This window comes from [Mycobacterium] manitobense (assembly GCF_025821665.1).
GTDB lineage: Bacteria > Actinomycetota > Actinomycetes > Mycobacteriales > Mycobacteriaceae > Mycobacterium > Mycobacterium arseniciresistens.
In genome coordinates this window covers 1-24,649 of sequence record NZ_JACKSJ010000235.1, presented here as the reverse complement: position 1 = coordinate 24,649, position 24,649 = coordinate 1, and the positions used below count along the sequence as shown (strand labels likewise).

The window sequence follows — 24,649 nt, the reverse complement described above, 5'->3', positions numbered from 1 at the left end:
GCGAAATCGGCGGATCGGGCGCGGTGCGAGCTGACGAACTGCGGGCCAACACGAACCGAATCCCGTTCGAGGTCAGCCGATTCGACCGGTCACCCCAGGCACTCGGCGGCCGGGATGATCTCGGCGCTCATGTTCTCCTTCATCATCGTCAGCGCCGCGTCGCTGAGTTCGGCGTCGATGTGCGCCACCGCGTCGGGCGGGACGACGACGGGGAAGTGCCGCACGTAGGCGTCGAGTGCGGTGTAGAGGATGCACTGCTCGGTGACCTGGCCGGTGAGGATCAGCCGGTCGGGCGCGAGTTGGCCGAGTAGATAGGCCAGCGGGCTCGCATAGAAAGCGCTGTGGCGCACCTTCGTCATCAGCCGGCATTTCTCCGGCGGGGCGATCGGCTCCACCAGGTCCTTGCGATCACCCTCGAGTGCCGAGCGCACGATGTCGCTGAATTCGGCGGTGAAGTCGCCGTAGTTGTCGTTGACGTAGATCAGTTCTACGTCGTCGCGGTCGCGTGCGCCGGCGATCAGCCCGGCCAGGGGATCGATGATCTTCTCGACGTTCGGCGCCAGCTTCTCGGCATCGGGATGTTGGTAGGTGTTCATCATGTCGATGACCAGGAGGACGGTTCCACTCATGTGTGCTGCATACCCCGCGAAGTTTCCGGGCAACAATGAGGCATGGATTTCTATTCGGCCTACCGTCACGGCTTCGTGCGCGTAGCCGCCTGCACCCATCACACCGCGCTCGCGGACCCGGTGAAGAACGCGGAGTCGGTGCTCGGGCTGGCGCGCGAATGCCACGACGACGGCGTCGGGCTGGCCGTGTTCCCGGAGTTGACGCTGTCCGGTTACTCCATCGAGGACATCGTCCTGCAGGACGCGCTGCTGGAGAGCGTCGAGGCCGCGCTACGCGACGTGGTGGCACAGTCGGCGGATCTGCTGCCGGTGCTGGTGATCGGGGCGCCGCTACGGCATCGCAACCGCGTCTACAACACCGCCGTGGTGATCCACCGCGGCCGGGTGCTCGGGGTGGTGCCCAAGTCGTACCTGCCGACCTACCGGGAGTTCTACGAGAAGCGCCAGATCGGCGCCGGCGACGACGAACGCGGCGAGATCCGCCTCGGCGGCGAATGGGTGCCGTTCGGTCCGGACCTGCTGTTCGCCGCCACCGACGTGCCGCACTTCGTGCTGCACGTGGAGATCTGCGAGGACATGTTCGTCCCGGTGCCGCCGCACGCGGAGGCCGCGCTGGCCGGCGCCACGGTGCTGGCCAACCTGTCCGGCAGCCCGATCACCATCGGGCGGTCCGAGGACCGCTGCCTGCTGGCCCGTTCGGCATCGTCGAGATGCCTGGCGGCCTACGTCTATGCCGCGGCCGGCGAGGGTGAGTCGACCACCGACCTGGCCTGGGACGGGCAGACGATGATCTGGGAGAACGGAGTGTGCCTGGCGCAGTCCGAGCGGTTCCCCAAGGGAGAGCGCCGGTCGGTCGCCGACGTCGACCTGCAGCTGCTGCGCAACGACCGGCTGCGGATGGGGACGTTCGACGACAACCGCCGCCACCACGGCATCGACGACGACGCGTTCCGGCGGATCGAGTTCACCCTGGACCCGCCTACCGGCGACATCGGCCTGCGCCGCGAGGTGGAGCGCTTCCCCTTCGTGCCCGTCGATCCCGCCCGCCTCGAGCAGGACTGCTACGAGGCCTACAACATCCAGGTGTCCGGCCTGGAACAACGGCTGCGCGCACTGGACTACCCGAAGATCGTGCTGGGACTGTCCGGCGGACTGGACTCCACCCATGCACTGATCGTCGCCGCCCGCGCGATGGACCGGGAAGAGCGCCCGCGCAGCGACATCCTGGCGTTCACCCTGCCCGGCTTCGCCACCGGCGACCGGACGAAGAACAACGCGATCCGCCTCGCCGAGTCGCTCGGGGTGACGTTCGAGACCATCGACATCAAGTCCACCGCGGAACTGATGCTCAAGGAGATGGACCACCCGTTCAGCCGCGGCGAGAAGGTCTACGACGTCACCTTCGAGAACGTGCAGGCCGGTCTGCGGACCGATTACCTGTTCCGGCTGGCCAACCAGCGCGGCGGCATCGTGCTCGGCACCGGTGACCTCTCGGAGCTCGCGCTGGGCTGGTCCACCTACGGCGTCGGCGACCAGATGTCGCACTACAACGTCAACGGCGGGGTGCCCAAGACCCTGATCCAGCACCTGATCCGGTGGGTCATCGCGTCGAACCAGTTCGAGGACGAGGTCAACGAGGTGCTGCAGTCGGTGCTCGACACCGAGATCAGCCCGGAACTGGTGCCCGCCGGTGAGGACGAGGAGATCCAGAGCAGCGAGGGCAAGGTCGGACCCTATGTGCTGCAGGACTTCTCGCTGTTCCAGGTGTTGCGCTACGGATTCCGTCCTTCGAAGGTCGCGTTCCTGGCCTGGCACGCGTGGAGCGATGCCGAGCGCGGTGACTGGCCGTTCGGGGTTCCGGAGAGCAAGCGGCCGTCGTACTCGATCGAGGAGATCCGGCACTGGCTGCAGGTTTTCGCCCAGCGGTTCTACTCGTTCAGCCAGTTCAAGCGCTCGGCGCTGCCGAATGGCCCCAAGGTGTCGGCGGGCGGCTCGCTGTCGCCGCGCGGTGACTGGCGGGCGCCGTCGGACATGTCGGCGCGCACCTGGCTCGACGAGATCGAACGCGAGGTCCCGGAACGCTGAGCGCTACAGGCGCCCGTCGATGCGCAGGTCGGGATGCACCCACTCGGGGGAGCGCCGCTGCTTGAACGCCATGAAGCCCTCGATCGACTCGGGTGCGCCCAGGCTGGCCTGCATGCCGATGCGGTCGTACAGGCCGACGTAGTCGTCGATGCTCGACTTGATCACCGAGCGCGCGCCCGGGGCGGTCCGGCAGCACTGCGCGAGCACCTCGCGGGCCGTGTCATACAGGTCGTCGTGGGGAACCACGCGGGCCACCATGCCCCAGTCGAGCGCCTCGGCGGCGGACAGGGTGCGGCCGGTGAACATCAGGTCGCGGGTGCGGACCGGCCCGATCAGGCGGGCCAGCATGTGGCTGTAGTACGTGTCGGCGATGCCGCGGTACAACTCCGGCACCCGGAACGTCGCCCGCTCGCTCACCACGGCGATGTCGGCGCACAGCGCGATCTGCATCCCGCCGCCCTGACACAACCCGTTGACCGCCGCCACCACCGGCTTGACCGACTGCCGCAGCGTGTCGAACGGCAACGCGTCCATCCCGAGCGCGGATCCGAAGGTCAGCCAGTTGTCCTCGCCGCCACCGCCCATGTCCCCGCCGGGGGCGAACACATCGCCGGTCCCGGTGATCAGCAGCCCGGCCAGGTCCGGGTCGGCGTCGACGTGCTTCACGGCGTACTTGATGCCGAAGTACATCGCCGGGGTCATCGCGTTGCGCGCCTCGGGGCGGTCCAGCGTGCAGACGCCGAACGGGCCCTCCCTGTCGAAGCGCAGGAACTTCGTTCCCAGCCAGTCACCCTCGGGCGGTCGCGGAGCGTCGGTCACGCCGTCTCCCTTCCTGTTCGTCGTCGATGTCATCCGAACCCGGCGCGCAGTCACCCGCGCCCGGCACCAGGGTCGCCAGCGCGCCCGCCACACACGCCCGGCGCAGCGCCGTCTCGTGGCCGCGTAGCCAGTCCGCTGCCAGCACGCCGGCGAACACGTCGCCGGCGCCGGTGGTGTCGACCGCCCGGACGGCCGGGGCGGGGACGTCGAAGCGTTCTCCGTCGCCGAGATAGCTCGCGCCGCGCGCGCCGCGGGTGATCACCAGATGGGGCACCGGCCAGTGCCAGTCGGCCGCCTCCGCCTCGTTGACCACCACCACGTCGGCCAGTTCGGACAGTGCGAGCAACTCGTGGGCCTTCGCGCCGGCCGGGGAGGCGTTGACGATGACGACCGCGCCGGTGTCGCGCCCGAGGCGGGCGGCGTCGACGGCGGTCTGGACGGGGATCTCCAACTGCAGCAACAGCACCTCGGCGGTGGCGATGACATCGCGTACCGCGGCGGAGTCGACCCGCAGCGCGGCGTTCGCGCCCGGCGCCACCACGATGCTGTTCTCCGCCGCCGCGTCGACCATGATCACCGCCGAGCCGCTCGGCCCCGGCACGGTGACCACCCCGTCGAGGGCGACCCCGTTGCCGCGCAGATGGCTCCGCAGCGACTGCGCAGCGGCGTCGTCACCGAGCGCGGCGACCAGCGCCACCTCGGCGCCGGCCCGCGCGGCGGCCACTGCCTGGTTGGCGCCCTTGCCGCCCGGCGCGCTCGAGGTCGACGACGCCAGCACCGTCTGTCCTGGCCGCGGCAACGCGGAGACCCGGTACGTCACGTCGGCATTGACACTGCCGACCACGCAGACCCGCGTCGTCATAGTCATCTCACGCTAGACCAGCGCCACCGGCCGCGGTCCCTGACACGCGTCGAGCGCCGGGCACAGGTCCGATACGCTGGGCTGATGAGTCTGCAAGCACCGCCGGTTGCCGACTTGCGCCAGCAGGTCCACGATGCCGCCCGACGCGCCAGGGTCGCGGCCCGCGTCCTCGCGACGCTGCCCACCGCGACCAAGGACCGGGCGCTGCACGCCGCGGCCGACGCGGTGCTCGCCCGGGTGCACGACATCCTGGCGGCCAATACGGTCGACCTGGACACCGCACGGACAGCCGGCACCCCCGCCGCGATGCTGGACCGGCTCGCCCTCAACCCCCAGCGGGTCGACGGCATCGCCGCCGGGCTGCGCCAGGTCGCCGGTCTGCCGGACCCGGTGGGCGAGGTGCTGCGCGGACGCACGCTGCCCAACGGCCTGCAGCTGCGCCAGCAGCGGGTGCCGCTCGGTGTCGTCGGCATGGTCTACGAGGGCAGGCCGAACGTCACGGTGGACGCCTTCGGGCTGACGCTGAAATCCGGCAACGCCGTACTGCTGCGCGGCAGTTCGTCGGCGGTGCACTCGAACGAGGCACTCGTGGTGGCGCTGCGGGCCGCCCTGGCCGCCGAGGGGCTGCCCGTCGACGCCGTAGCGCTGCTGCCCAGCCACGACCGGGCCAGCGTCACCCACCTCATCCAGGCCCGCGGTCTGGTCGACGTGGTGATCCCGCGCGGGGGAGCGGGCCTGATCGACGCGGTCGTGCGTGACGCCAAGGTGCCCACCATCGAGACGGGCGTCGGCAACTGCCACGTGTACGTCCACGAGGCCGCGGACCTCGACGTCGCCGAACGGATCGTGCTCAACGCCAAGACCCGTCGGCCCAGCGTCTGCAACGCCGCCGAGTCCCTGCTCGTCGACGCGTCGATCGCCGAACACGCGGTGCCCCGCCTCGCCGGTGCGCTGCAGGCCGCCGGGGTGACCGTGCACGGCGACCCGACCGAGGACGAGCTGCGGGCCGAGTTCCTCTCGCTGGACATCGCGCTGTCGGTGGTCGACGGCCTCGACGCGGCCATCGCGCACGTCAACGAGTACGGCACCGGCCACACCGAGGCCATCGTCACCACGGATCTGGCTGCCGCTCAGCGGTTCACCGAGCAGGTCGATGCGGCGGCGGTGATGGTCAACGCGTCCACCTCGTTCACCGACGGTGAGCAGTTCGGCTTCGGCGCCGAGATCGGCATCTCGACCCAGAAGCTGCACGCCCGCGGGCCGATGGGGCTGCCCGAACTGACCTCGACCAAATGGATCGTCTGGGGAGACGGTCAGACCCGCCCCGCCTGACTTCAGAGTTCCTAGGAGACTGACCTGTGAGCGTTCCCGCACGCCCCGCGCCGTTGTTCGCCGACATCGACGACGTCGCCGCCAAGCTCGCCGAGACGGGCTACCTGCCCGACACCGCAACGGCCACGGCGGTTTTCCTCGCCGACCGGCTCGGCAAGCCGCTCCTCGTGGAGGGGCCCGCCGGTGTCGGCAAGACCGAACTGGCCCGCGCGGTGGCGCAGTGCACCGGCTCGGAGCTGGTCCGGCTGCAGTGCTACGAGGGCGTCGACGAGGCCAGGGCGCTCTACGAGTGGAACCACGCCAAGCAGATCCTGCGCATCCAGGCGGGCAACGCGGCCGATGCCGGCGACTGGGACCAGACCAAGATGGACGTCTTCTCCGAGGAGTTCCTGCTGTCGCGCCCGCTGCTGACGGCGATCCGGCGCACCGACCCGACGGTGCTGCTCATCGACGAGACCGACAAGGCCGACATCGAGATCGAGGGCCTGCTGCTCGAGGTGCTCAGCGACTTCGCCGTCACGGTCCCGGAACTCGGGACCATCAAGGCTGAGCGCGCACCGTTCGTGGTGCTCACCTCCAACGCCACCCGCGAGCTGTCCGAGGCGCTCAAGCGGCGCTGCCTGTTCCTGCACATCGACTTCCCCGACCCCGATCTCGAGCGGCGGATCCTGCTCTCGCGGGTTCCCGACCTGCCCGAGCACATCGCGTCGGAACTCGTCCGCATCATCGGGGTGCTGCGCGGCATGCAGCTCAAGAAGGTGCCGTCGGTGGCCGAGACCATCGACTGGGGCCGCACCGTGCTGGCGCTGGGCATGGACACCATCGACGACGCGATGATCGCCGCCACCCTGGGTGTGATCCTCAAACACCAGTCCGACCAGCAGCGCGCCGCAGGAGAGCTGAGGCTGAACTGATGCCGCCGCGCCGCGTCCGCCCTCCGCAGCCGCTCGCTCCGCACGGCCTGCCGGGTCACCTGGTCGAGTTCGTCGAAGCGCTTCGCGGCCAGGGCATCTCGGTCGGCCCGTCGGAGACCGTCGACGCCGGACGGGTGATGACGGTGCTCGGGCTCGGCGACCGCGAGGTGCTGCGCGAAGGCATCGCGTGCGCGGTGCTGCGCAGACCCGACCACCGCGACACCTACGACGCGATGTTCGACCTGTTCTTCCCCGCCGCGCTCGGCGCGAAGACCGTGCTGGAGGACGAGGACGGCGAGAGCGACGACGAGCAGGGACTACCGCCCGAGGACATCGAAGCGATGCGCGACGCGCTGGTGAAGATGCTGGCCGACAACCCCGACCTGGCCAATCTCGACGAGCGGCTGACCGCGATGATCGCGCAGATCGTCGAGGCCTACGGCCGCTACAACTCCAGCCGCGGACCGTCCTACTCCTCCTATCAGGCGCTCAAGGCGATGAGTCTGGACGACCTGGAGGGCCGGCTGCTGGCCGGATTGCTGGCACCCTACGGCGACGAGCCGTCGCCGACCCAGGAACAGATTGCCAAGGCGCTTGCGGCGCAACGAATCTCGCAGCTGCGCAAGATGGTGGAGTCGGAGACCAAGCGCCGCACCGCCGAGCAGCTCGGCCGCGAGCACGTGCAGATGTACGGCGTGCCGCAGCTGGCCGAGAACGTCGAGTTCCTGCGAGCCTCCGGTGAACAGCTGCGCCAGATGCGCCGGGTGGTGGCGCCGCTGGCCCGCACCCTCGCGACGCGGCTGGCCGCGCGGCGGCGCCGGTCGCGGGCCGGGGAGATCGACATGCGCAAGACGCTGCGCAAGTCGATGTCGACCGGCGGGGTGCCGATCGACGTGGTGCTCAAGAAGCCGCACCCCGCGCGCCCGGAACTGGTGGTGCTGTGCGACGTGTCCGGCTCGGTGGCCGGGTTCAGCCACTTCACCCTGATGCTGGTGCACGCGCTGCGCCAGCAGTTCTCCCGGGTTCGGGTGTTCGCCTTCATCGACACCACCGACGAGGTCACCGCGCTGTTCGGGCCGGACGCCGACCTGGCGGTCGCGGTGCAGCGCATCACCCGCGAAGCGGGCGTCTACACCCGCGACGGCCACTCCGACTACGGCAACGCGTTCTCGTCGTTCCTGCACGGCTTCCCGAACGTGCTGAGCCCGCGTAGTTCGCTGCTCGTGCTCGGCGACGCCCGCAACAACTACCGCAACCCCGAGATCGATCTGCTCACCCAGATGGTCACCGCGAGCAGGCACGCGCACTGGCTCAACCCCGAGCCGCGCCACTTGTGGGGCAGCGGTGACTCGGCGGTGCCGCGCTACGAAGAGGTGATCACGATGCACGAGTGCCGGTCGGCCAAACAGCTCGCCGGTGTGATCGACGCGCTGCTGCCGATCTGATGCGCTTCGACTCTGTCCGCAGGTGACGCTCCCGTAAGCTCGCTTTTCGTGGCAACTCGGCGCAGGCTCGGCGTGATGGGCGGGACGTTCGATCCCATCCACAACGGCCACCTGATCGCCGGCAGCGAGGTCGCCGACCTGTTCGATCTCGACGAGGTGGTGTTCGTGCCGACCGGCCAGCCCTGGCAGAAGCACAACCGCCAGGTGACCGCCGCCGAGGACCGCTACCTGATGACGGTCATCGCCACCGCGTCGAACCCACGGTTCTCGGTGAGCCGCGTCGACATCGACCGCGGCGGGGCCACCTACACCAAGGACACCCTGCGCGACCTGCGCGCACAGAACCCGGACGCCGACCTGTACTTCATCACCGGCGCCGACGCGCTGGCCTCCATCCTGTCGTGGCAGAACTGGGAGGAGATGTTCTCGATCGCCCGGTTCGTCGGCGTCAGCAGGCCGGGTTATGAGCTGGACGGCAAGCACATCGCCGCCGCGATGCGCGAGCTGCCCCCCGACGCGCTGACCCTTGTCGAGGTGCCCGCGCTGGCGATCTCGTCGAGCGACTGCCGGCTGCGGGCGAAGGAGGAACGGCCGATCTGGTACCTCGTACCCGACGGTGTGGTGCAGTACGTGGCCAAGCGCGGGCTCTACACGGCGCCGGCCGACACAGAGGGAGACAACCGATGAGCGCAACCGACGAGGCGATCGAGATGGCCACCGTCGCGGCGCGGGCCGCCGCCGACAAGCTCGCCGACGACGTGGTGGTCATCGACGTGTCGGGCCAGCTCGTCATCACGGACTGCTTCGTCATCGCGTCGGCGTCCAACGAACGCCAGGTCAACGCGATCGTCGACGAGGTGGAGGAGAAGATGCGGCTCGCCGGCCACAAACCGGCCCGGCGGGAGGGCACCCGCGAGGGTCGCTGGACGCTGCTGGACTACGTCGACATCGTCGTGCACATCCAGCACCAGGACGAGCGGAACTTCTACGCACTGGACCGGCTGTGGAGGGACTGCCCGACGGTGCCCGTCGATCTGGACGGGTCGCCGTGACCGTCCGGCGGCTGGTGATGCTGCGCCACGGCCAGACCGAGTACAACGCGGGCAGCCGGATGCAGGGCCAGCTCGACACCGACCTGACCGACCTCGGCCGCGACCAGGCCGTCGCGGCGGCCGAGGTGCTGGCCAAGCGGCAGCCGCTGCTGATCCTGTCCTCGGATCTACGCCGCGCCCTGGACACCGCCACGGTGCTCGGCGAGCGTTCCGGCGTTCCGGTGGGTGTCGACGCGCGGCTGCGTGAGACCCACCTGGGGGACTGGCAGGGCCTGACGCACCTCGACGTGGACGCCGCGGCGCCGGGCGCCCGGCTGGCCTGGCGCGACGACGCGCGGTGGGCGCCGCACGGCGGTGAGAGCCGCGTCGACGTCGCCGCGCGCAGCATGCCACTGGTCGACGAGATCATCGCCGCGCAACCGGACTGGGGCTCCGACCGCGACGGCGCGGACGCCGACCGGCCGGTGGTGCTGGTCGCGCACGGCGGTCTGATCGCCGCCCTCACCGCGGCGCTGCTCGCGCTGCCCGTCGACAACTGGCCGGTGCTCGGCGGCATGGGCAACGCCAGCTGGGTCCAGCTGTCCGGGCATTCCCGGCCCGACGCGGATGCCGTGCGGTGGCGGCTCGACGTGTGGAACGCTTCAGCGCAGGTGGCCAATGACGTCCTCTGAGCGCAGCGGACCGCCGGACCGGACGCTGCTCGTGTTCGCCGACTCGCTGGCCTACTACGGCCCGACCGGCGGGTTGCCCGCAGACGATCCTCGGATCTGGCCCAATCTGGTTGCGTCGCAATTGGGTTGGGAGCTCGAACTGATCGGCCGGATCGGCTGGACGTGTCGCGACGTGTGGTGGGCGGCCACTCAGGACCCGCGATCATGGGCGGCGCTGCCCCGGGCCGGAGCGGTGATCTTCGCGACCGGCGGCATGGACTCGCTGCCCTCGCCGCTGCCCACGGCGCTGCGCGAACTGATCCGCTACGTCCGCCCGCCGTGGCTGCGGCGCTGGGTGCGCGACGGCTACGGCTGGGTGCAGCCCCGATTCTCCCCGGTCGCCCGCGCCGCCCTGCCCCCGCACCTGAGCGTCGAATATCTCGAGATGACCCGCGGGGCCATCGACTTCAACAGGCCAGGCATCCCGGTGGTGGCATCGTTGCCGTCGGTGCACGTCGCCGACTCCTACGGCAGGGCGCACCACGGCCGGGCCGGCACGGTGCGTGCGCTGACCGAGTGGGCGCAGGAACACGACGTCCCACTCGTCGATCTGAAAGCGGCGGTGGGCGACGAGGTGATGAGCGGTCGCGGCAACCCCGACGGCATCCACTGGAATTTCGAGGCACATCAGGCGGTGGCCGAGCTGATGCTCAAGGCGCTGGCCGAAGCCGGTGCCGGCGAACCGGATCCGGCGGGCTGACGATGCCGGTCATCGTCGTCACCGATTCGTCGTCGCGGCTGGCGCCCGACGACCTCAAGCAGAACGACATCCGGCAGGTGCCGCTGCACGTGCTCGTCGACGGCGTCGATCTGCGCGACGGCGTCGACCCGGTGCCCTACGACATCCACGACCACGCCCATGTGACGACGGCCGGCGCGACACCCACCGAGCTCGTCGACACCTACCGGCAGGCGTTGCACGACAGCGGCGGGGACGGCGTTGTGGCGGTTCACATCTCGGCGGCGCTGTCGAGCACGGTCGGCTCCGCTGTGCAGGCGGCGCGGGAGTTCGGACCCGCCGTGCGGGTGGTGAACTCCCGGTCGGCGGCCATGGGTGTCGGCTTCGTCGCCCTCGCGGCGGCGCGGGCGGCGGCCACGGGTGCAGACCTGGACACGGTCGAGGCGGCGGCCAGGGCGGCGATGCCGCGGGGGCACGCGTTCATCGTCGTGCACCGGCTGGACAACCTGCGGCGCAGCGGCCGGATCGGCACCACCGCGTCGTGGCTGGGCACCGCGCTGGCGCTCAAACCGCTGCTGTGCCTCGACGTCGACGGCCGCCTGGTGCTGTCCCAGCGGATCCGCACCGTGTCCAAGGCGCACGCGGCGATGGTCGACCAGATCGCCGAGTTGATCGGTGACCGGCGGGCGGCCCTCACCGTGCACCACGTCGACAACCACGACGCCGCCGACCAGATCGGGGCGGCGCTCACCAGCCGGCTGCCCCAGGTCGAGTCCCTGACGGTGACCGACATGGGCCCGGTGCTGTCGATCCACGTCGGCGGTGGCGCCGTCGGTGTGGTCGTCCAGATCAGCGAGTGACCCGCAGCGCGGATCAGAGCTGCGCGCGGCCCGTGACCGGTGGCAGGTCCTTGAGTGTCACGATGCCGGGGCGCGCGGCCACCACGGCGGGCACCGCGTTGGTGACCGGCATCGCTGTGTAGATCATGCCGAGCCCCATGAAGCCCGGCTCGGTCCAGTCCCTCGGCGGCAGGCAGTGCAGCACGGTGCGCATGTTGGGCAGCCCGAACACCTGGATGACGTGGCCGTGCTCGAGCGGCTTCGGCGGTGTGACATGCGAACCCATGGTCCAGTTGAAGCCGACGCTGACCACGTTGCGGTCGCCGACCCAGCCGCGGTGGTAGCCGTACACGCCGCCGACGGTGCCCGCGGGGATCTGCATGAAGCCCAGATCGCTGTCGCCGGTGGCGGCGGTGAACTCGACGTCGAACGTCATCCTGTCCACGGTCGCGCCGATCGCGTCGGCCATCATCGCCGCCGATTCGGCGAACACCTCGCTCTCGCGGCGCACGCTCTCGGCGAGGCCGGGGGTGTCGGGGTCCCGGCCGAACCCCATCGCCGACTGCGTGCCCGCGGACTCGTAGGTCGAGCAGTCGACGGACTCGGTGATGCGGATCTCGTCGACGCGTTCGCACGACCCGGAAAGCACCATGCCGACCATGTTGGTCATGCCGGGGTGGGCGCCGCTGCCGAAGATCGTCGATCGGCCTGTCTCGCAGGCTTTCCGGATCCGGTCCAGGTCCTCGGGTGTCTGCTTGCCGCCGGTGATCCACGCCGCGGTCGAGCACACGTTCACGCCGGCCTCCAGTAGCCGGACCAGCTCGTCGACGCTGGGCCACAACGGGTTGTAGCAGCACGCGTCGGGCCTCAGCGCGATCAGCGCGTCGATGTCGTCGGTCGCCGTGACGCCGGTCGGCTCCGGCCACCCGGACAGCTCGGCCGCGTCGACGCCGACCTTGTCCGCGCCGTGCGCGTATACCCCGACCAGTTCCATGTCGCTGCGGCCGATGATGGCGTGCAGAGACCGCCGCCCGATGTTGCCCGTCGTCCACTGGATCACGCGCAGTGGCCGGTTCGCCGCCGGTGCGGTCATCTGGTGCCTCCTCGTCGAGTCATGTGGGGTAGACACTATTCGCCCGGTGTGCACTGTCGGCAGGGAGTTGTCCACAGTCGCGCGTTCATCCCCAGCGGCGGCCCCGACGGCTCCGTGACGGCCGTCGCGGTCTGCTCCCGGACCTACGGTCGGCGCATGCCCACCGAATTGCAGTCCGACAGGCCGGCGCGCCCCCGCGGCGCCGGCGCGGACGACGCCGTGCCCGTCGACGGCGATGCCGACCGGCCCACCGGCGACCGGTCCGACACCGCGCTGTCGCGGTGGCTGCCGGAAGACCTGTCGGACAACGGCTCCCGAGGTGCGTCGGCACGGGGATGGCTGGCGACGGTGCGGGCCGATCCCGGCCGGGCGGGCGTGGCGGCGCTCGCCCTCGTCGGGCTGGTCGCCGTGCTGGTGACCGTGTTCACCGTGATCCGCGACAAGCCGCCGCCGGTGGCCGCGGCGAAACTGCCGCCGGTCGCGGCGGTGTCCTCCGCCGGTCCGCAGGCACCGCCCGTCGACGACGGGCCGGTGGTGGTCAGCGTCGTCGGCCTCGTGCACAAGCCGGGCCTGGTCACCCTCGCTGCGGGCGCGCGCATCGCCGACGCCCTCGAAGGGGCGGGCGGCGCGCTGGACGGTGCGGACCTCGTCGGGCTGAACCTCGCGCGCCGCGTCACCGACGGCGAGCAGATCATCGTCGGCATCGCGGCGCCGCCGGGCCGGCCGACCACGATGGGCAGTTCGGTGAGCGACGCGACTCCCGCCGCGCCGCCGGGGGCCCCGCCGCGCGATCCGGGCTCTGCACCGCCGGAAGCGGTGGACCTCAACACCGCGACGGCCGAACAGCTCGATGCGCTGCCCGGCGTCGGACCGGTGACCGCGGCGGCGATCATCGCGTGGCGCGACGCCAACGGACGGTTCGCCAGTGTCGACCAGCTCGGCGACGTCGACGGCATCGGTCCGGCGCGGCTGGACAAGCTGCGCGACCTGGTCCGGATCTGATCCGCGGGTGGACAGCGACCGCCCACTCGACCTGCGGCTGGTGCCTGCCGCGGCGACCGGCTGGGCGGTCACCGCCACCACCACGCTGTGGCACGCCGGGGCGGCGGTACTGGTGACCCTCGTCGCACTAGCCCTCACCGCCGCCGCGGTCTGGTGGGGCGGCGGCCGCGGCGACCTCGGTGAGGCCTTGAGGGCTGCGGGGGCGGGTCTGGCGGCGGTCGCCGCGGTGGGTGCCGCGTTCACCGTCGCCGCGGCGGTGCGCACGCACCAGGTCGACGACCACCCCGTCACCGCCCTGTACGGCCGGACCGCCACTGTCACGGTCACCCCCACGGAGAGCCCGCGCTCGCTGGGCGGCGGCCGGCTGATGTTCCGCGGGACGCTGCAGGCGGTCGACGGCCGGCCGTCGTCGGGCCGGGTCGTCGCGTTCGCGTCGGTGTCCGGGTTCGCCGATCTGACCGCCGGCCGGCCGGCTACCTTCCGGGCGCGCGTCGGCGCACCCGACCGCCGCGATCTCACGGTGGCGGTGCTGTCGGCGACCGGCGAGCCGACGCTCGGTGAGGCGTCGGCCGTGCAGCGGGCCGCCCACGGCATCCGGACCGGATTCGCCGCCCAGGCGCGCACGGTGCTGCCGCCGGACCAGGCGGCGATGCTGCCCGCGCTGGTGCTCGGCGACACGTCGGCCGTCACGGCGTCGACCACGGCGGACTTCCGCGCCGCGGGCCTGACCCACCTCACCGCCGTCTCCGGCGCCAACGTGACGATCGTCTGCGGGGCGGTGCTGTTCAGCGCGGGTGTCCTGGGTCCGCGGATGGCGGTGCTGCTCGCGGCGCTGGTGCTGCTGGCGTTCGTGGTGGTCGTGCAGCCGTCGGCCAGCGTGCTGCGCGCGGCGGTGATGGGTGCGATCACGCTGCTGGCGGTGGTGTCACACCGCAGAAGGCACGCCGTGCCTGCGTTGGCGGGCAGTGTCGTCGCCCTGCTTATCGGTGCCCCCGAGCTGGCCGTCGACGTCGGCTTCGCGCTGTCGGTGTCGGCGACCGCGGCGCTGATCCTGTTGGCGCCGGTGTGGTCGCGACGCCTGGTCGCGCGGGGCTGGCCGAAACCGCTGGCCGATGCGACCAGTGTCGCGGTCGCCGCACAGCTGGTGACGGCGCCACTGGTGGCCGGCATCTCGGGGACGTTGAGCATGGTCTCGATGGCTGCGAATCTCGTTGTCGCCGCGGTGATTCCGCCGATCACAGTGCTCGGCACCGCCGCGTCGGCGCTGTGCCCGCTGTGGCCGGCGGGCGGGCAGCTGCTGATCCGGTTCACCGGCCCCGAACTGTGGTGGCTGCTGAACGTGGCGCGTTGCGCCGCGGGCGTCCCGGGCGCCGCCGTCCCGGTGCCGTCGGGGTTGCCCGGTGTGGGACTGGTGGCCCTCGGCGGACTGGCGCTGGTGATCTGCTGGCGGCTGCGGTGGGTGCGCGTCGCCTGCGCCGGCGCGGCCGTGTGCCTGCTCGCGTGGACGGTGGCGGGCCACGCCGCGGGTGATGTCCGGACGCCGTGAAACGATCGGGGGGTGAGTCGAGAAGTCGGTGGACTGCACCTGGTGCTCGGTGACGAGGAGCTGCTGGTCGAACGCGCGGTCGCCGGTGTGCTGCGAGACGTGCGCAACCAGGCGGGTACCGACGACGTGCCGGTCGACCGGCTGCGGGCGGGCGAGGTCAGCACCAGCGAACTGGCCGAACTGCTCAGCCCGTCGCTGTTCGCCGACGCGCGGGTGGTGGTGCTCGAGGCCGCGGCGGAGGCGGGCAAGGACGCGGTCGCGCTGATCGGCTCCGTGGCCGCGGACCTGCCGCCGGGCACCGTGCTCGTTGTGGTGCACGCCGGTGGTGGGCGGGCCAAGGCGCTGGCCGATCAGCTCAAGAAGCTCGGCGCCGAGGTGTATCCGTGCGCCCGCATCACCAAGGCCGCCGAACGCGCCGACTTCGTCCGCCGCGAGTTCCGCGCGCTCAAGATCAAGGTGGGCGACGACACGGTCACGGCGATGCTCGATGCGGTCGGCTCCGACATCCGCGAGCTGGCGGCGGCGTGTTCTCAGTTGGTGGCCGACACCGCCGGGGAGGTGGACGCCGTCGCGGTGCGGCGGTACCACTCGGGCAAGGCCGAGGTGAAGGGCTTCGACATCGCCGACAAGGCGGTCACCGGCGACGTCGCCGGGGCGGCCGAAGCGCTGCGGTGGGCGATCCTGCGGGGGGAGCCGCAGGTGGTGCTGGCCGACGCGCTGGCCGAAGCGGTGCACGCGATCGCCAGGGTGGGTCCGTTGACGGGGGATCCGTACCGATTGGCCGGCGAGCTCGGCATGCCGCCGTGGCGGGTGCAGAAGGCGCAGAAGCAGGCCCGGCGGTGGTCGCGCGCGTCAGTGGCCGAGGCGATGCGCCTGGTGGCCACGCTCAATGCGGATGTGAAGGGAGCGGCCGCGGATCCCGGGTACGCGCTGGAAGCGGCGGTGCGCCGGGTGGCCGAACTGGTGGCCGACTGACCTGCGGCCGGGCGGGCTTAGAGCTTGTTGAGCGCCAGGGCCAGCGCAGACTTCTTGTTCGCGGCCTGGTTCTTGTGGATGACGCCCTTGCTGGCGGCCTGGTCGAGCTTGCGGCTGGTGGTCTGCAGCAACTCGGCGGCCTTGTCCTTCTCGCCGGCGTCGACGGCCTCGCGGAAGCCGCGGACAGACGTGCGCAGCGCGGACTTCACCGACTGGTTGCGCAGACGGCGGCGCTCGTTGGTGAGGATGCGCTTTTGCTGCGACTTGATGTTGGCCACGCGGTAATTCCTTCGTAAGTCTCGGGTGATTCGGAACAGTTCGCCAGAAGTCTCGGCGCCGGCCCGCGTCGGCGGGCAGCGACTGCTCAGGGTACCAGCGGGCAGGTCGATCGACCAAAGCGAGCCGCACTGGCCTGCCGAAACGGCCGGAGTCATGCAACATGGCGGGGGTGAGCCTCCGCACCCTGCCCACCGAGTCCGCCCGTTCGTCGCGCAGCACCACCCGGGCGGCCAGACGGCACGAAGGTGTCTTCGAGGGCTACAACAAGCTGGGCGGGTACGACCGGGCCTTCGACGAGATGTTCGACAGCCAGGGCAACGTCCGCGGCCCCTACAAGGGCATCTTCGCCGAGTTGGCCCCGGCGGACGCGTCGGAACTCGAGGCCAGGGCCGAGGCCCTCGGCCGCGCGTTCATCGACCAGGGCGTCACCTTCTCCCTGTCGGGGCAGGAGCGGCCGTTCCCGCTCGACCCCGTGCCCCGGGTGATCTCCGCCGCCGAGTGGACGCGGCTCGAGCGCGGCATCACCCAGCGGGTCCGGGCGCTGGAGATGTACCTCGACGACATCTACGGCGAGCAGGAGATCCTGCGTGACGGCGTCATCCCGCGGCGGCTCGTGACGTCGTGCGAGCACTTCCACCGCGAAGCCGTCGGCATCCATCCGCCCAACGGGGTGCGCATCCACGTCGCCGGCATCGACCTGATTCGCGACGCGCAGGGCAACTTCCGTGTGCTCGAGGACAACCTGCGTTCGCCGTCCGGGGTGTCCTATGTGATGGAGAACCGCCGGACGATGGCGCGGGTGTTCCCGAACTTGTTCGCCAGCAACAGGGTTCGCGCCGTCGGTGACTATTCTGCGCACCTGCTGCGGGCCCTGCGCAACGCTGCGGCCAACAACGTCGCCGATCCGACGGTGGTGGTGCTGACCCCGGGTGTCTACAACTCCGCGTACTTCGAACACTCCCTGCTGGCACGGCAGATGGGCGTCGAACTCGTCGAGGGCCGCGACCTGTTCTGCCGCGACAACACCGTCTACATGCGCACCACCGAGGGGGAGCGGCAGGTCGACGTGATCTACCGGCGCATCGACGACGCCTACCTGGACCCGATGCAGTTCCGGCCGGATTCGGTGCTCGGCGTCGCGGGGGTGCTCAACGCCGCGCGGGCGGGCAACGTGGTGATCTCCAGCGCCGTCGGCAACGGGGTGGGCGACGACAAGCTGGTCTACACCTACGTGCCGACGATCATCGAGTACTACCTCGGGGAGAAGCCGCTGCTGGCCAACGTCGACACATTCCGCTGCTGGCTCGAGGAGGAGCGCGAGGAGGTCCTCGACCGGGTCGACGAACTGGTGATCAAGCCGGTGGAGGGATCGGGCGGCTACGGCATCGTGTTCGGCCCCGACGCCTCGGAGAAGGAACGGGCCACGATCTGCAAGAAGATCCGCAGTGACCCGCGCGGGTGGATCGCCCAGCCGGTGATGCAGCTGTCGACGGTGCCGACGCAGATCGACAGCAAGCTCGCGCCGCGGCACGTGGACCTGCGGCCGTTCGCGGTCAACGACGGCGACGACGTGTGGGTGCTGCCCGGCGGGCTGACCCGGGTGGCCCTGCCGGAGGGGTCGCTGGTGGTGAACTCGAGCCAGGGCGGCGGCTCGAAGGACACCTGGGTGCTGGCGTCGCGCACGTCGGCCGCCGAGCGCGAACTCGCGGCGGCCGAGGTGGTGCGCTCGCTGCCCTCGGCGGCCAAGGGCCCGAAGACCGAACGCAACGGCGACAGTCAGACACTCGACCAGCAGCAGCAACAGCAACAGTAGGGGGATAGCGGATGCTCGCGCGAAATGCGGAGTCGCTGTACTGGATCGGACGTTACGTCGAGCGGGCCGACGACACCGCCCGCATTCTCGACGTGACCGTGCACCAGTTGCTCGAGGATTCGAGCGTCGACCCGGACCGGGCGTCGCGGACCCTGCTGCGGGTGCTCGGCATCGACGCCCCGAGCACTGCGCTCGACGTCTGGTCGCTCACCGATCTGGTGGCGTTCAGCCGCGACACCCGGGGTGAGGGCACCTCCATCGTGGACTCGATCTCGGCGGCGCGGGAGAACGCGCGCGGTGCCCGGGAGGTGACGTCGAGCGAGATCTGGGAGTGTCTCAACGCCACGTACAACGCACTGGCCGAGCGGGAGCGCGCGGCCAAACGCCTTGGCCCGCATGAGTTCCTCTCCTACGTCGAGGGCCGCGCGGCGATGTTCGCCGGCCTGGCCGATTCGACGCTGTCCCGTGACGACGGGTACCGGTTCATGGTGCTGGGCCGCGCGATCGAACGGGTGGACATGACCGTGCGGCTGCTGCTGTCACGCGTCGGGGACAGTGCGTCGTCGCCGGCCTGGGTGACCCTGCTGCGGTCGGCGGGCGCGCACGACACCTACCTGCGCACCTACCGCGGTGCACTCGACGCCGGCCGTGTCGTCGAGTTCATGCTGCTGGACCGGCTGTTCCCGCGGTCGATCTACTACTCGCTGCGGCTGGCCGAGCACAGCCTCGACGAACTGCTGCAGCGGCCGCAGAACCGCGTCGGAGCGACCGCCGAGGCGCAGCGACTGCTGGGCCGCGCGCGCAGCGAACTGGAATTCCTGGAACCGGGCGTGCTGCTGGAGTCGCTCGAGACCCGGTTGGCCGATCTGCAGCAGACCTGCTTCGACGTCGGAGAAGCGTTGGCGCTGCAGTACTTCCACGCCGCACCGTGGGTGGCGTGGACCGACGCCGGGCGCAGCGGCGGCCTGGTGATCGAGGAAGGGGAAATCTGATGTGGCGCATGCGGGTGGTGCACTCGACCGGGTACGCCTACAAGTCGCCGGTGACGGCGTCGTTCAACGAGGCCCGCCTCACGCCGCGGTCGGACTCCCGGCAGAACGTGATCCTCAACCGGGTGGAGACCGTCCCGGCCACCCGCCAGTACCGCTACGTCGACTACTGGGGCACCGCGGTGACGTCGTTCGACCTGCACGCCCCCCACACCGAACTGGAGGTCACCGCGTCGTCGGTGGTGGAGACCGACACCGGTGAGCAACCGGCCGAGGAAGTGAGCTGGGAGGACCTGAAGACGATCGCGGTCATCGACCGCTTCGACGAGGTGCTCGGGCCCACCGGCTACACGCCACTCAGCAGGCGGCTGGCCCGGGTGGGGCAGCGCATCGCGAAGTATCACGACCCGCACGACGCGGTGGTCGCCGCGGCCAACTGGGTGCACAGCGAACTGGAGTACGTGCCGGGCACCACCGGCGTCCACTCGTCGGGCCTCGACGCCCACCGTGAAGGCAAGGGCGTCTGCCAGGATTTCGCCCACCTCTCGCTGATCCTGTTGCGCAGCATCGGCATTCCCGCTCGCTACGTGTCGGGCTATCTGCATCCGAACCGCGAGGCGGCGGTCGGCGACACCATTGAGGGGCAGAGCCACGCGTGGATCCAGGCGTGGACCGGAGGGTGGTGGCACTACGACCCGACCAACGACAAGGGCATCAACGAGCAGTACGTCAGCGTGGGCGTCGGCCGCGACTACTCCGACGTCACGCCGCTGAAGGGCATCTACTCCGGTGAGGGCTCCACCGACCTCGACGTCGTCGTGGAGATCACCCGGCTGGCCTGACGCACACGCCGGGATGCACCTCGACGCGGTGCAGGTCGTCACCCAGTTCGATCTGGCGCGGGAACACCGACGCGGCCAGCGCCCGCCAGTCGTCCTCCGTGCCCGGCGCGATCGCCGGGACGTAGTGGGTGAGCACCAGGATGCCGACCCCGGCCCTTGCGGCGGTCGCGGCGGCCTGCTCGACCGATGAGTGGTAGTCGCAGATGTCGCGGAAGCGTTGCTGAGGAAGCGATTCGATGAGGTCGCGGCGAATGGCGGTGTGCACCAGCGCACCGGCGCCCGCCGCGAGGGCGTCGAGGCTGTCGCACGGAACGGTGTCACCGGCGAGGACCGCCGACGCACCGTGATGCTCCACGCGGAACGCGATCGTCGGCGCCACCGGGCGGTGATCGGTGGGTGCGACCAGGATGCGCACGCCGTCGCGGTCCCAGACGACGCCGTCGGTCCGCTCGTGCACCTCGACGGCGGGAGGCGCGGTGAGATCTGCGTGGTGGGCGATCCGGTAGCCGATGTCGCGGTCGAACGCCTTCAGTGTCAGATCGACCACCTCGGCCGTCCCGGGTGGTCCGATGATCGTCAGCGGCACCTGTTCGGTGAACGTGGTCACCCACCGGGTGATCAGCAGGTCACCCAGGTCGGCGATGTGATCGCTGTGCAGGTGGGTCAGCAGCAGTGCCGTGAGGCCGGCGGCGCCGACGCCGGCGGCCGCCATCCGCTGCTGCACACCCCGTCCGCAGTCGACGAGGAGTGTTTGGCCGCCGGCCCGCACCAGTGTCGACGGCCCGGCCCGGCGCGGGTCGGGGATCGGGCTGCCGGTTCCCAGCAGGGTCACCTCGATCATGGCTCATACCTACCGCGTCGGCGACGTGCCGGTGGGCGGTCTGGCCGGATTCCACCGCCCGGATCGACGCCGCGGCGCGCCCGCCGATTCATTCCCGGGCCGTCGAAACCCTCCGCGACGTGCGCCGCCCGCCTAGCCTGATATGACGTAGCTCACAATCGGAGGCTTCCCATGCGGATCGCGGACGTGTTGCGGACGAAAGGGGCGGCGGTCGCGACGATCACGCCGGAGACGTCGGTCAGCGGGCTGCTCACCGAACTGTCGGTGCGCAACATCGGTGCGATGGTGGTGGTCTCACCCGACGGGCTCGCGGGCATCGTGTCCGAGCGCGACGTCGTGCGCAAGCTGCACGAGATGGGCGCGGACCTGCTGGGGCGGCCGGTGTCGGAGATCATGACGACCGTGGTCGCGACCTGCGACCCGGAGGACACCGTGGACAGCCTCAGCGCGCTGATGACGCGCAACCGGGTGCGGCACGTGCCTGTGGTGGTGGACGGACGGCTCGCCGGCATCGTTAGCATCGGCGACGTGGTCAAGACGCGGATGGAAGAATTGCAAGCCGAGCACGAACAGTTGCAGGCCTACATCACCCAGGGATGACCACTGTGCCGACCGACATCGAGGTGCGGCCGCCGGTGCGCGCCGAAATCCGCGCGCTGGCGCGCACGCTGGGGCGGGCGTTCTCCGACGACCCGGTGATGGCGTGGATGGTGCCCGAACCGGCGCGCCGCGCGAAAGGGCTGCCGACGATGTTCGCGGCCATGACCCGGCATCACTTCATGGCCGGCGGCGGCGTCGAGGTCGCCCGCCGTGGGCAGGACATCGGGGCAGCCGCGCTGTGGGACCCACCGGGACGCTGGCAGCACTCGCGGCGCGAGGAGATCCGGATGATGCCCTGGTTCCTCTGGGCGGCGCGCGGCCGCGTCGCGCGCGGGCAGCAGCTCACCGAGTTGATGAAGGAGCACCATCCCGAGGAACCGCACTGGTACCTGGGCGTCATCGGCAGCGATCCGACGGTGCGCGGGGGCGGTTTCGGGCAGGCGCTGATGCGGTCCCGGCTGGACCGGGTGGACGCCGAGCACGCGCCGGCCTACCTGGAGTCGAGCAACCCCGACAACGTCGCGTATTACCAGCGATTCGGTTTCGACGTCACCGGCGAGATCAAGCTCCCGGACGGCGGCCCCAGCATGATCCCGATGTGGCGGGCGCCGCGCTAGTCAGCTCCAGGAGTACTCGGCGCGCAACCGGGTGGCGATGATCTCGAACCGGTCCCGGTCCAGCACCGCACCCTCGCGCCGGATGCCCTCCTCGGGCACGTCGAGCACCCGGTCGAGGCGCACCCAGCTGGGCCGGCCGTCGCCGTCCCAGCCGCCGCTGCCGATACCGACCCAGTCCGGGTCGTCGTGGTGGTGGTCCTGGCTGCTCAGCATGAGGCCGAGCAGCGTTCGCCGGTCACGGCCCACCACCAGCACCGGGCGGTCCTTGCCGCGCGTCGGGTCGTCCTCGTAGACCACCCAGGTCCAGACGATCTCGCCCGGGTCGGCGCGGCCGTCGAGATCGGGGGCGTAGACCACCTTGCGGGCCCGGTGCGCGGTCGGGACGCTGTTGTCGGTGACCGGCCTGCCGCTGGTGATCGCCGCGGTCGGCTGACCCGCCGCGGCGGCGCCGGCCAGGGCGGACAGGCCCGCCTCCAGGCCGACCTTGAGGCCCTGCTGGAGTCCCTGCTGCACGGTGCGCGGCTTGTTCTCGGACTGCTGGAGCTGGCGGATGAACTTCGGCGCCTCGTTGAACACGAAGTTCTTTGCGGCGGTCCCCGCGAACCGCTGGAACGACTTCCACTGCGGAGGCATGGAATCGAGCATAAGTGACCGGCGGGAGCTGCGATTGTGTCGCGACCGCCGGTGGTCGATACCCTTTAGGGGCGCACCACGCGCGTCCCACCCAGCCTCACCAGGAGATTCCCATCAGCAGCTTCGCCGACAAGACGTTCACTGCGCCGGCGCAGATTCGGAACTTCTGCATCATCGCCCACATCGATCACGGCAAGTCGACGCTGGCCGACCGGATGCTCGGGATCACCGGCGTCGTCGCCGACAGGGACATGCGCGCGCAGTACCTGGACCGGATGGACATCGAGCGTGAGCGCGGCATCACCATCAAGGCGCAGAACGTGCGGTTGCCGTGGTCGGTCGAGGGTCCTGCAGGTCCAGAGGACTTCGTCTTGCACCTGATCGACACCCCGGGCCACGTCGACTTCACCTACGAGGTGTCCCGGGCGCTGGAGGCCTGCGAGGGCGCGGTGCTGCTGGTGGACGCCGCCCAGGGCATCGAGGCGCAGACCCTGGCGAATCTGTACCTGGCGCTCGACCGTGACCTGACGATCATCCCCGTGCTGAACAAGATCGACCTGCCCGCCGCGGACCCGGACCGCTATGCCGGGGAGATCGCCCACATCATCGGCTGCGAACCCGAGGACGTGCTGCGGGTGTCGGGCAAGACGGGCGTCGGTGTCCGCGAACTGCTCGACGCGGTGGTCCGGCTGATCCCGGCGCCGGTCGGCGATGCGGAGGCACCCGCCCGGGCGATGATCTTCGACTCGGTCTACGACATCTACCGCGGCGTCGTCACCTACGTGCGCGTGGTGGACGGCAAGCTCAACCCCCGCGAGAAGATCAAGATGATGTCCACCGGCACCACCCATGAGCTGCTCGAGGTGGGCATCGTCTCGCCGGAGCCGAAGGCCACCGAGGGCCTCGGGGTCGGCGAGGTCGGCTACCTCATCACCGGCGTGAAGGACGTCCGCCAGTCGAAGGTCGGCGACACGGTGACCACGGCGCGCAACGGCGCCACCGACGCGCTCACCGGCTACCGCGAACCCAGACCGATGGTGTACTCGGGGCTCTACCCGGTCGACGGCTCGGACTATCCGAACCTGCGCGATGCGCTGGAACGGTTGCAGCTCAACGACGCGGCCCTGGTGTGGGAGCCGGAGACGTCGGTGGCGCTGGGCTTCGGCTTCCGGTGTGGCTTCCTCGGCCTCCTGCACATGGAGATCACCCGGGAGCGGCTGGAACGCGAATTCGACCTGGACCTGATCTCCACCTCGCCGAACGTCGTGTACCGCGTCGTCAAGGACGACGGCACCGAACTCGTGGTGACGAATCCCTCCGACTGGCCGGACGGCAAGGTCGGCTCCGTCTACGAACCCGTCGTGAAAACGACGATCATCGCCCCCAGCGAGTTCATCGGGACCATCATGGAGCTGTGCCAGTCGCGGCGCGGCGAGCTCGGCGGAATGGACTATCTGTCGCCCGAGCGTGTCGAGCTGCGTTACACCATGCCGCTGGGGGAGATCATCTTCGACTTCTTCGACTCTTTGAAGTCGCGCACCCGTGGCTACGCCAGCCTGGACTACGAGGAGGCGGGCGAGCAGGAGTCCGACCTGGTGAAGGTCGACATCCTGCTGCAGGGCGAGGCTGTGGACGCGTTCAGCGCGATCGTGCACAAGGACTCGGCGCCGGCATACGGCAACAAGATGACCACCAAGCTCAAGGAACTGATACCCCGCCAGCAGTTCGAGGTGCCGATCCAGGCGGCGATCGGCTCGAGGATCATCGCCCGCGAGAACATCCGGGCGATCCGCAAGGACGTGCTGAGCAAGTGCTACGGCGGCGACATCACCCGCAAGCGCAAGCTGCTGGAGAAGCAGAAGGAGGGCAAGAAGCGGATGAAGACCATCGGACGGGTCGAGGTTCCGCAGGAGGCCTTCGTGGCCGCCCTGTCCGCCGACGCGGCCAGCGACAAGCCGAAGAAGTAGCCGATGCGGGCGGCGGCGGTGCTGGCGGCGGTGACGCTGCTCGCCGGCTGCGCGTCGCCCGCGCAGCCGCCGGTGCCCGGCTCCGC

Annotated in this window: 25 protein-coding genes; 18 read left to right on the top strand and 7 right to left on the bottom strand. The window is 70.5% G+C overall.

Annotated elements, in window-relative coordinates; all coding sequences use genetic code 11:
* Positions 1-89: 89 nt before the first annotated feature.
* Positions 90-629 (bottom strand): cysteine hydrolase family protein, encoded by a 540-nt coding sequence (locus H7I41_RS25310; protein WP_264015387.1) that lies wholly within the window; start codon positions 627-629, stop codon positions 90-92.
* Between the two features lie 42 nt (positions 630-671).
* Here H7I41_RS25310 and H7I41_RS25305 point away from each other — a divergent pair, with 42 nt between their 5' ends.
* Positions 672-2,714, top strand: coding sequence for an NAD(+) synthase (locus tag H7I41_RS25305; protein WP_264015386.1), 2,043 nt, complete (start codon positions 672-674; stop codon positions 2,712-2,714).
* 3 nt (positions 2,715-2,717) lie between these two features.
* Here the strand turns inward: H7I41_RS25305 and H7I41_RS25300 are convergent, their stop codons facing one another.
* Together H7I41_RS25300 and H7I41_RS25295 are read right to left on the bottom strand one after the other, a co-directional pair.
* A complete protein-coding gene (locus H7I41_RS25300) occupies positions 2,718-3,566 on the bottom strand; it encodes an enoyl-CoA hydratase/isomerase family protein (protein WP_264015385.1) in 849 nt (282 codons plus the stop codon).
* Positions 3,502-4,395 (bottom strand): ribokinase, encoded by an 894-nt coding sequence (locus H7I41_RS25295; RefSeq protein ID WP_264015384.1) that lies wholly within the window; start codon positions 4,393-4,395, stop codon positions 3,502-3,504. Before H7I41_RS25295 ends, H7I41_RS25300 begins: the two co-directional genes overlap by 65 nt.
* Positions 4,396-4,479: 84 nt before the next feature.
* Here H7I41_RS25295 and H7I41_RS25290 point away from each other — a divergent pair, with 84 nt between their 5' ends.
* The 8 genes from H7I41_RS25290 to H7I41_RS25255 are packed head-to-tail and all read left to right on the top strand — an operon-like array spanning position 4,480 to position 11,387.
* Entirely contained in the window at positions 4,480-5,727 is a 1,248-nt protein-coding gene (locus H7I41_RS25290) for a glutamate-5-semialdehyde dehydrogenase (RefSeq protein WP_264015383.1), read from the top strand.
* 26 nt (positions 5,728-5,753) lie between these two features.
* A complete protein-coding gene (locus H7I41_RS25285) occupies positions 5,754-6,641 on the top strand; it encodes an AAA family ATPase (protein WP_264015382.1) in 888 nt (295 codons plus the stop codon).
* Complete coding sequence (locus H7I41_RS25280; RefSeq protein WP_264015381.1) at positions 6,641-8,086, top strand: vWA domain-containing protein; 1,446 nt, start codon at positions 6,641-6,643, stop codon at positions 8,084-8,086. Before H7I41_RS25285 ends, H7I41_RS25280 begins: the two co-directional genes overlap by 1 nt.
* Before the next feature lie 48 nt (positions 8,087-8,134).
* Positions 8,135-8,773, top strand: a complete 639-nt coding sequence (gene nadD / locus H7I41_RS25275) for a nicotinate-nucleotide adenylyltransferase (protein ID WP_264015380.1) — start codon at positions 8,135-8,137, stop codon at positions 8,771-8,773.
* A complete protein-coding gene (gene rsfS, locus H7I41_RS25270) occupies positions 8,770-9,138 on the top strand; it encodes a ribosome silencing factor (protein WP_264015379.1) in 369 nt (122 codons plus the stop codon). Before nadD ends, rsfS begins: the two co-directional genes overlap by 4 nt.
* Positions 9,135-9,809, top strand: a complete 675-nt coding sequence (gpgP, locus tag H7I41_RS25265; protein WP_264015378.1) for a glucosyl-3-phosphoglycerate phosphatase — start codon at positions 9,135-9,137, stop codon at positions 9,807-9,809. Before rsfS ends, gpgP begins: the two co-directional genes overlap by 4 nt.
* On the top strand, positions 9,796-10,548 hold the full coding sequence (gene octT / locus H7I41_RS25260; RefSeq protein ID WP_264015377.1) for a diglucosylglycerate octanoyltransferase: 753 nt from the start codon (positions 9,796-9,798) through the stop codon (positions 10,546-10,548). Before gpgP ends, octT begins: the two co-directional genes overlap by 14 nt.
* Positions 10,549-10,550: 2 nt before the next feature.
* Complete coding sequence (locus H7I41_RS25255; RefSeq protein WP_264015376.1) at positions 10,551-11,387, top strand: DegV family protein; 837 nt, start codon at positions 10,551-10,553, stop codon at positions 11,385-11,387.
* Positions 11,388-11,400: 13 nt separating this feature from the next.
* On the opposite strand, the gene H7I41_RS25250 is transcribed toward H7I41_RS25255, so the two are convergent.
* The gene (locus H7I41_RS25250; RefSeq protein ID WP_264015375.1) at positions 11,401-12,459 is read right to left on the bottom strand and encodes an NAD(P)H-dependent amine dehydrogenase family protein; all 1,059 of its coding nucleotides are present in this window, start codon (positions 12,457-12,459) and stop codon (positions 11,401-11,403) included.
* Between the two features lie 156 nt (positions 12,460-12,615).
* On the opposite strand from H7I41_RS25250, the gene H7I41_RS25245 reads away from it, so the two are divergent.
* From H7I41_RS25245 to holA, 3 genes are read left to right on the top strand one after another with little or no spacing between them, the layout of a single operon-like run.
* Positions 12,616-13,461 carry a ComEA family DNA-binding protein gene (locus H7I41_RS25245; protein ID WP_264015374.1) on the top strand — a complete coding sequence of 282 codons (846 nt, stop codon included), beginning with the start codon at positions 12,616-12,618 and terminating at the stop codon, positions 13,459-13,461.
* A 7-nt stretch (positions 13,462-13,468) separates the two neighbouring features.
* Entirely contained in the window at positions 13,469-15,007 is a 1,539-nt protein-coding gene (locus H7I41_RS25240; RefSeq protein ID WP_264015373.1) for a ComEC/Rec2 family competence protein, read from the top strand.
* A gap of 12 nt (positions 15,008-15,019) precedes the next feature.
* Complete coding sequence (holA, locus tag H7I41_RS25235) at positions 15,020-15,982, top strand: DNA polymerase III subunit delta (RefSeq protein WP_264015372.1); 963 nt, start codon at positions 15,020-15,022, stop codon at positions 15,980-15,982.
* A 17-nt stretch (positions 15,983-15,999) separates the two neighbouring features.
* On the opposite strand, the gene rpsT is transcribed toward holA, so the two are convergent.
* On the bottom strand, positions 16,000-16,260 hold the full coding sequence (gene rpsT, locus H7I41_RS25230; protein WP_264015371.1) for a 30S ribosomal protein S20: 261 nt from the start codon (positions 16,258-16,260) through the stop codon (positions 16,000-16,002).
* A 161-nt stretch (positions 16,261-16,421) separates the two neighbouring features.
* Here rpsT and H7I41_RS25225 point away from each other — a divergent pair, with 161 nt between their 5' ends.
* From H7I41_RS25225 to H7I41_RS25215, 3 genes are read left to right on the top strand one after another with little or no spacing between them, the layout of a single operon-like run.
* Positions 16,422-18,074 (top strand): circularly permuted type 2 ATP-grasp protein, encoded by a 1,653-nt coding sequence (locus H7I41_RS25225; protein WP_302471834.1) that lies wholly within the window; start codon positions 16,422-16,424, stop codon positions 18,072-18,074.
* Positions 18,075-18,085: 11 nt separating this feature from the next.
* Positions 18,086-19,066 carry an alpha-E domain-containing protein gene (locus H7I41_RS25220; protein WP_264015370.1) on the top strand — a complete coding sequence of 327 codons (981 nt, stop codon included), beginning with the start codon at positions 18,086-18,088 and terminating at the stop codon, positions 19,064-19,066.
* A complete protein-coding gene (locus H7I41_RS25215) occupies positions 19,066-19,905 on the top strand; it encodes a transglutaminase family protein (RefSeq protein WP_264015368.1) in 840 nt (279 codons plus the stop codon). The genes H7I41_RS25220 and H7I41_RS25215 overlap by 1 nt, the downstream gene beginning before the upstream one ends.
* On the opposite strand, the gene H7I41_RS25210 is transcribed toward H7I41_RS25215, so the two are convergent.
* A complete protein-coding gene (locus tag H7I41_RS25210; protein WP_264015367.1) occupies positions 19,889-20,746 on the bottom strand; it encodes a ribonuclease Z in 858 nt (285 codons plus the stop codon). The two genes, H7I41_RS25215 and H7I41_RS25210, sit on opposite strands and share 17 nt — an antisense overlap.
* Before the next feature lie 171 nt (positions 20,747-20,917).
* On the opposite strand from H7I41_RS25210, the gene H7I41_RS25205 reads away from it, so the two are divergent.
* On the top strand, positions 20,918-21,346 hold the full coding sequence (locus tag H7I41_RS25205) for a CBS domain-containing protein (RefSeq protein WP_264015366.1): 429 nt from the start codon (positions 20,918-20,920) through the stop codon (positions 21,344-21,346).
* The gene (locus H7I41_RS25200) at positions 21,343-21,963 is read left to right on the top strand and encodes a GNAT family N-acetyltransferase (protein ID WP_264015365.1); all 621 of its coding nucleotides are present in this window, start codon (positions 21,343-21,345) and stop codon (positions 21,961-21,963) included. The genes H7I41_RS25205 and H7I41_RS25200 overlap by 4 nt, the downstream gene beginning before the upstream one ends.
* On the opposite strand, the gene H7I41_RS25195 is transcribed toward H7I41_RS25200, so the two are convergent.
* Positions 21,964-22,596 (bottom strand): type II toxin-antitoxin system PemK/MazF family toxin, encoded by a 633-nt coding sequence (locus tag H7I41_RS25195; RefSeq protein WP_264015364.1) that lies wholly within the window; start codon positions 22,594-22,596, stop codon positions 21,964-21,966.
* 107 nt (positions 22,597-22,703) lie between these two features.
* Between H7I41_RS25195 and lepA the strand changes: the two genes are divergently transcribed.
* The gene (gene lepA, locus H7I41_RS25190) at positions 22,704-24,563 is read left to right on the top strand and encodes a translation elongation factor 4 (protein ID WP_302916260.1); all 1,860 of its coding nucleotides are present in this window, start codon (positions 22,704-22,706) and stop codon (positions 24,561-24,563) included.
* The last annotated feature ends 86 nt before the right edge of the window (positions 24,564-24,649 follow it).

Coding starts and splice junctions, on each gene's coding strand:
- H7I41_RS25310 (WP_264015387.1), bottom strand. CDS start 629: ATGAGTGGAACCGTCCTCCTGGTCATCGACATGATGAACACCTACCAA.
- H7I41_RS25305 (WP_264015386.1), top strand. CDS start 672: ATGGATTTCTATTCGGCCTACCGTCACGGCTTCGTGCGCGTAGCCGCC.
- H7I41_RS25300 (WP_264015385.1), bottom strand. CDS start 3,566: ATGACATCGACGACGAACAGGAAGGGAGACGGCGTGACCGACGCTCCG.
- H7I41_RS25295 (WP_264015384.1), bottom strand. CDS start 4,395: ATGACGACGCGGGTCTGCGTGGTCGGCAGTGTCAATGCCGACGTGACG.
- H7I41_RS25290 (WP_264015383.1), top strand. CDS start 4,480: ATGAGTCTGCAAGCACCGCCGGTTGCCGACTTGCGCCAGCAGGTCCAC.
- H7I41_RS25280 (WP_264015381.1), top strand. CDS start 6,641: ATGCCGCCGCGCCGCGTCCGCCCTCCGCAGCCGCTCGCTCCGCACGGC.
- rsfS (WP_264015379.1), top strand. CDS start 8,770: ATGAGCGCAACCGACGAGGCGATCGAGATGGCCACCGTCGCGGCGCGG.
- octT (WP_264015377.1), top strand. CDS start 9,796: ATGACGTCCTCTGAGCGCAGCGGACCGCCGGACCGGACGCTGCTCGTG.
- H7I41_RS25255 (WP_264015376.1), top strand. CDS start 10,551: ATGCCGGTCATCGTCGTCACCGATTCGTCGTCGCGGCTGGCGCCCGAC.
- H7I41_RS25250 (WP_264015375.1), bottom strand. CDS start 12,459: ATGACCGCACCGGCGGCGAACCGGCCACTGCGCGTGATCCAGTGGACG.
- H7I41_RS25245 (WP_264015374.1), top strand. CDS start 12,616: ATGCCCACCGAATTGCAGTCCGACAGGCCGGCGCGCCCCCGCGGCGCC.
- H7I41_RS25225 (WP_302471834.1), top strand. CDS start 16,422: ATGGCGGGGGTGAGCCTCCGCACCCTGCCCACCGAGTCCGCCCGTTCG.
- H7I41_RS25220 (WP_264015370.1), top strand. CDS start 18,086: ATGCTCGCGCGAAATGCGGAGTCGCTGTACTGGATCGGACGTTACGTC.
- H7I41_RS25215 (WP_264015368.1), top strand. CDS start 19,066: ATGTGGCGCATGCGGGTGGTGCACTCGACCGGGTACGCCTACAAGTCG.
- H7I41_RS25210 (WP_264015367.1), bottom strand. CDS start 20,746: ATGATCGAGGTGACCCTGCTGGGAACCGGCAGCCCGATCCCCGACCCG.
- H7I41_RS25205 (WP_264015366.1), top strand. CDS start 20,918: ATGCGGATCGCGGACGTGTTGCGGACGAAAGGGGCGGCGGTCGCGACG.
- H7I41_RS25200 (WP_264015365.1), top strand. CDS start 21,343: ATGACCACTGTGCCGACCGACATCGAGGTGCGGCCGCCGGTGCGCGCC.
- H7I41_RS25195 (WP_264015364.1), bottom strand. CDS start 22,596: ATGCCTCCGCAGTGGAAGTCGTTCCAGCGGTTCGCGGGGACCGCCGCA.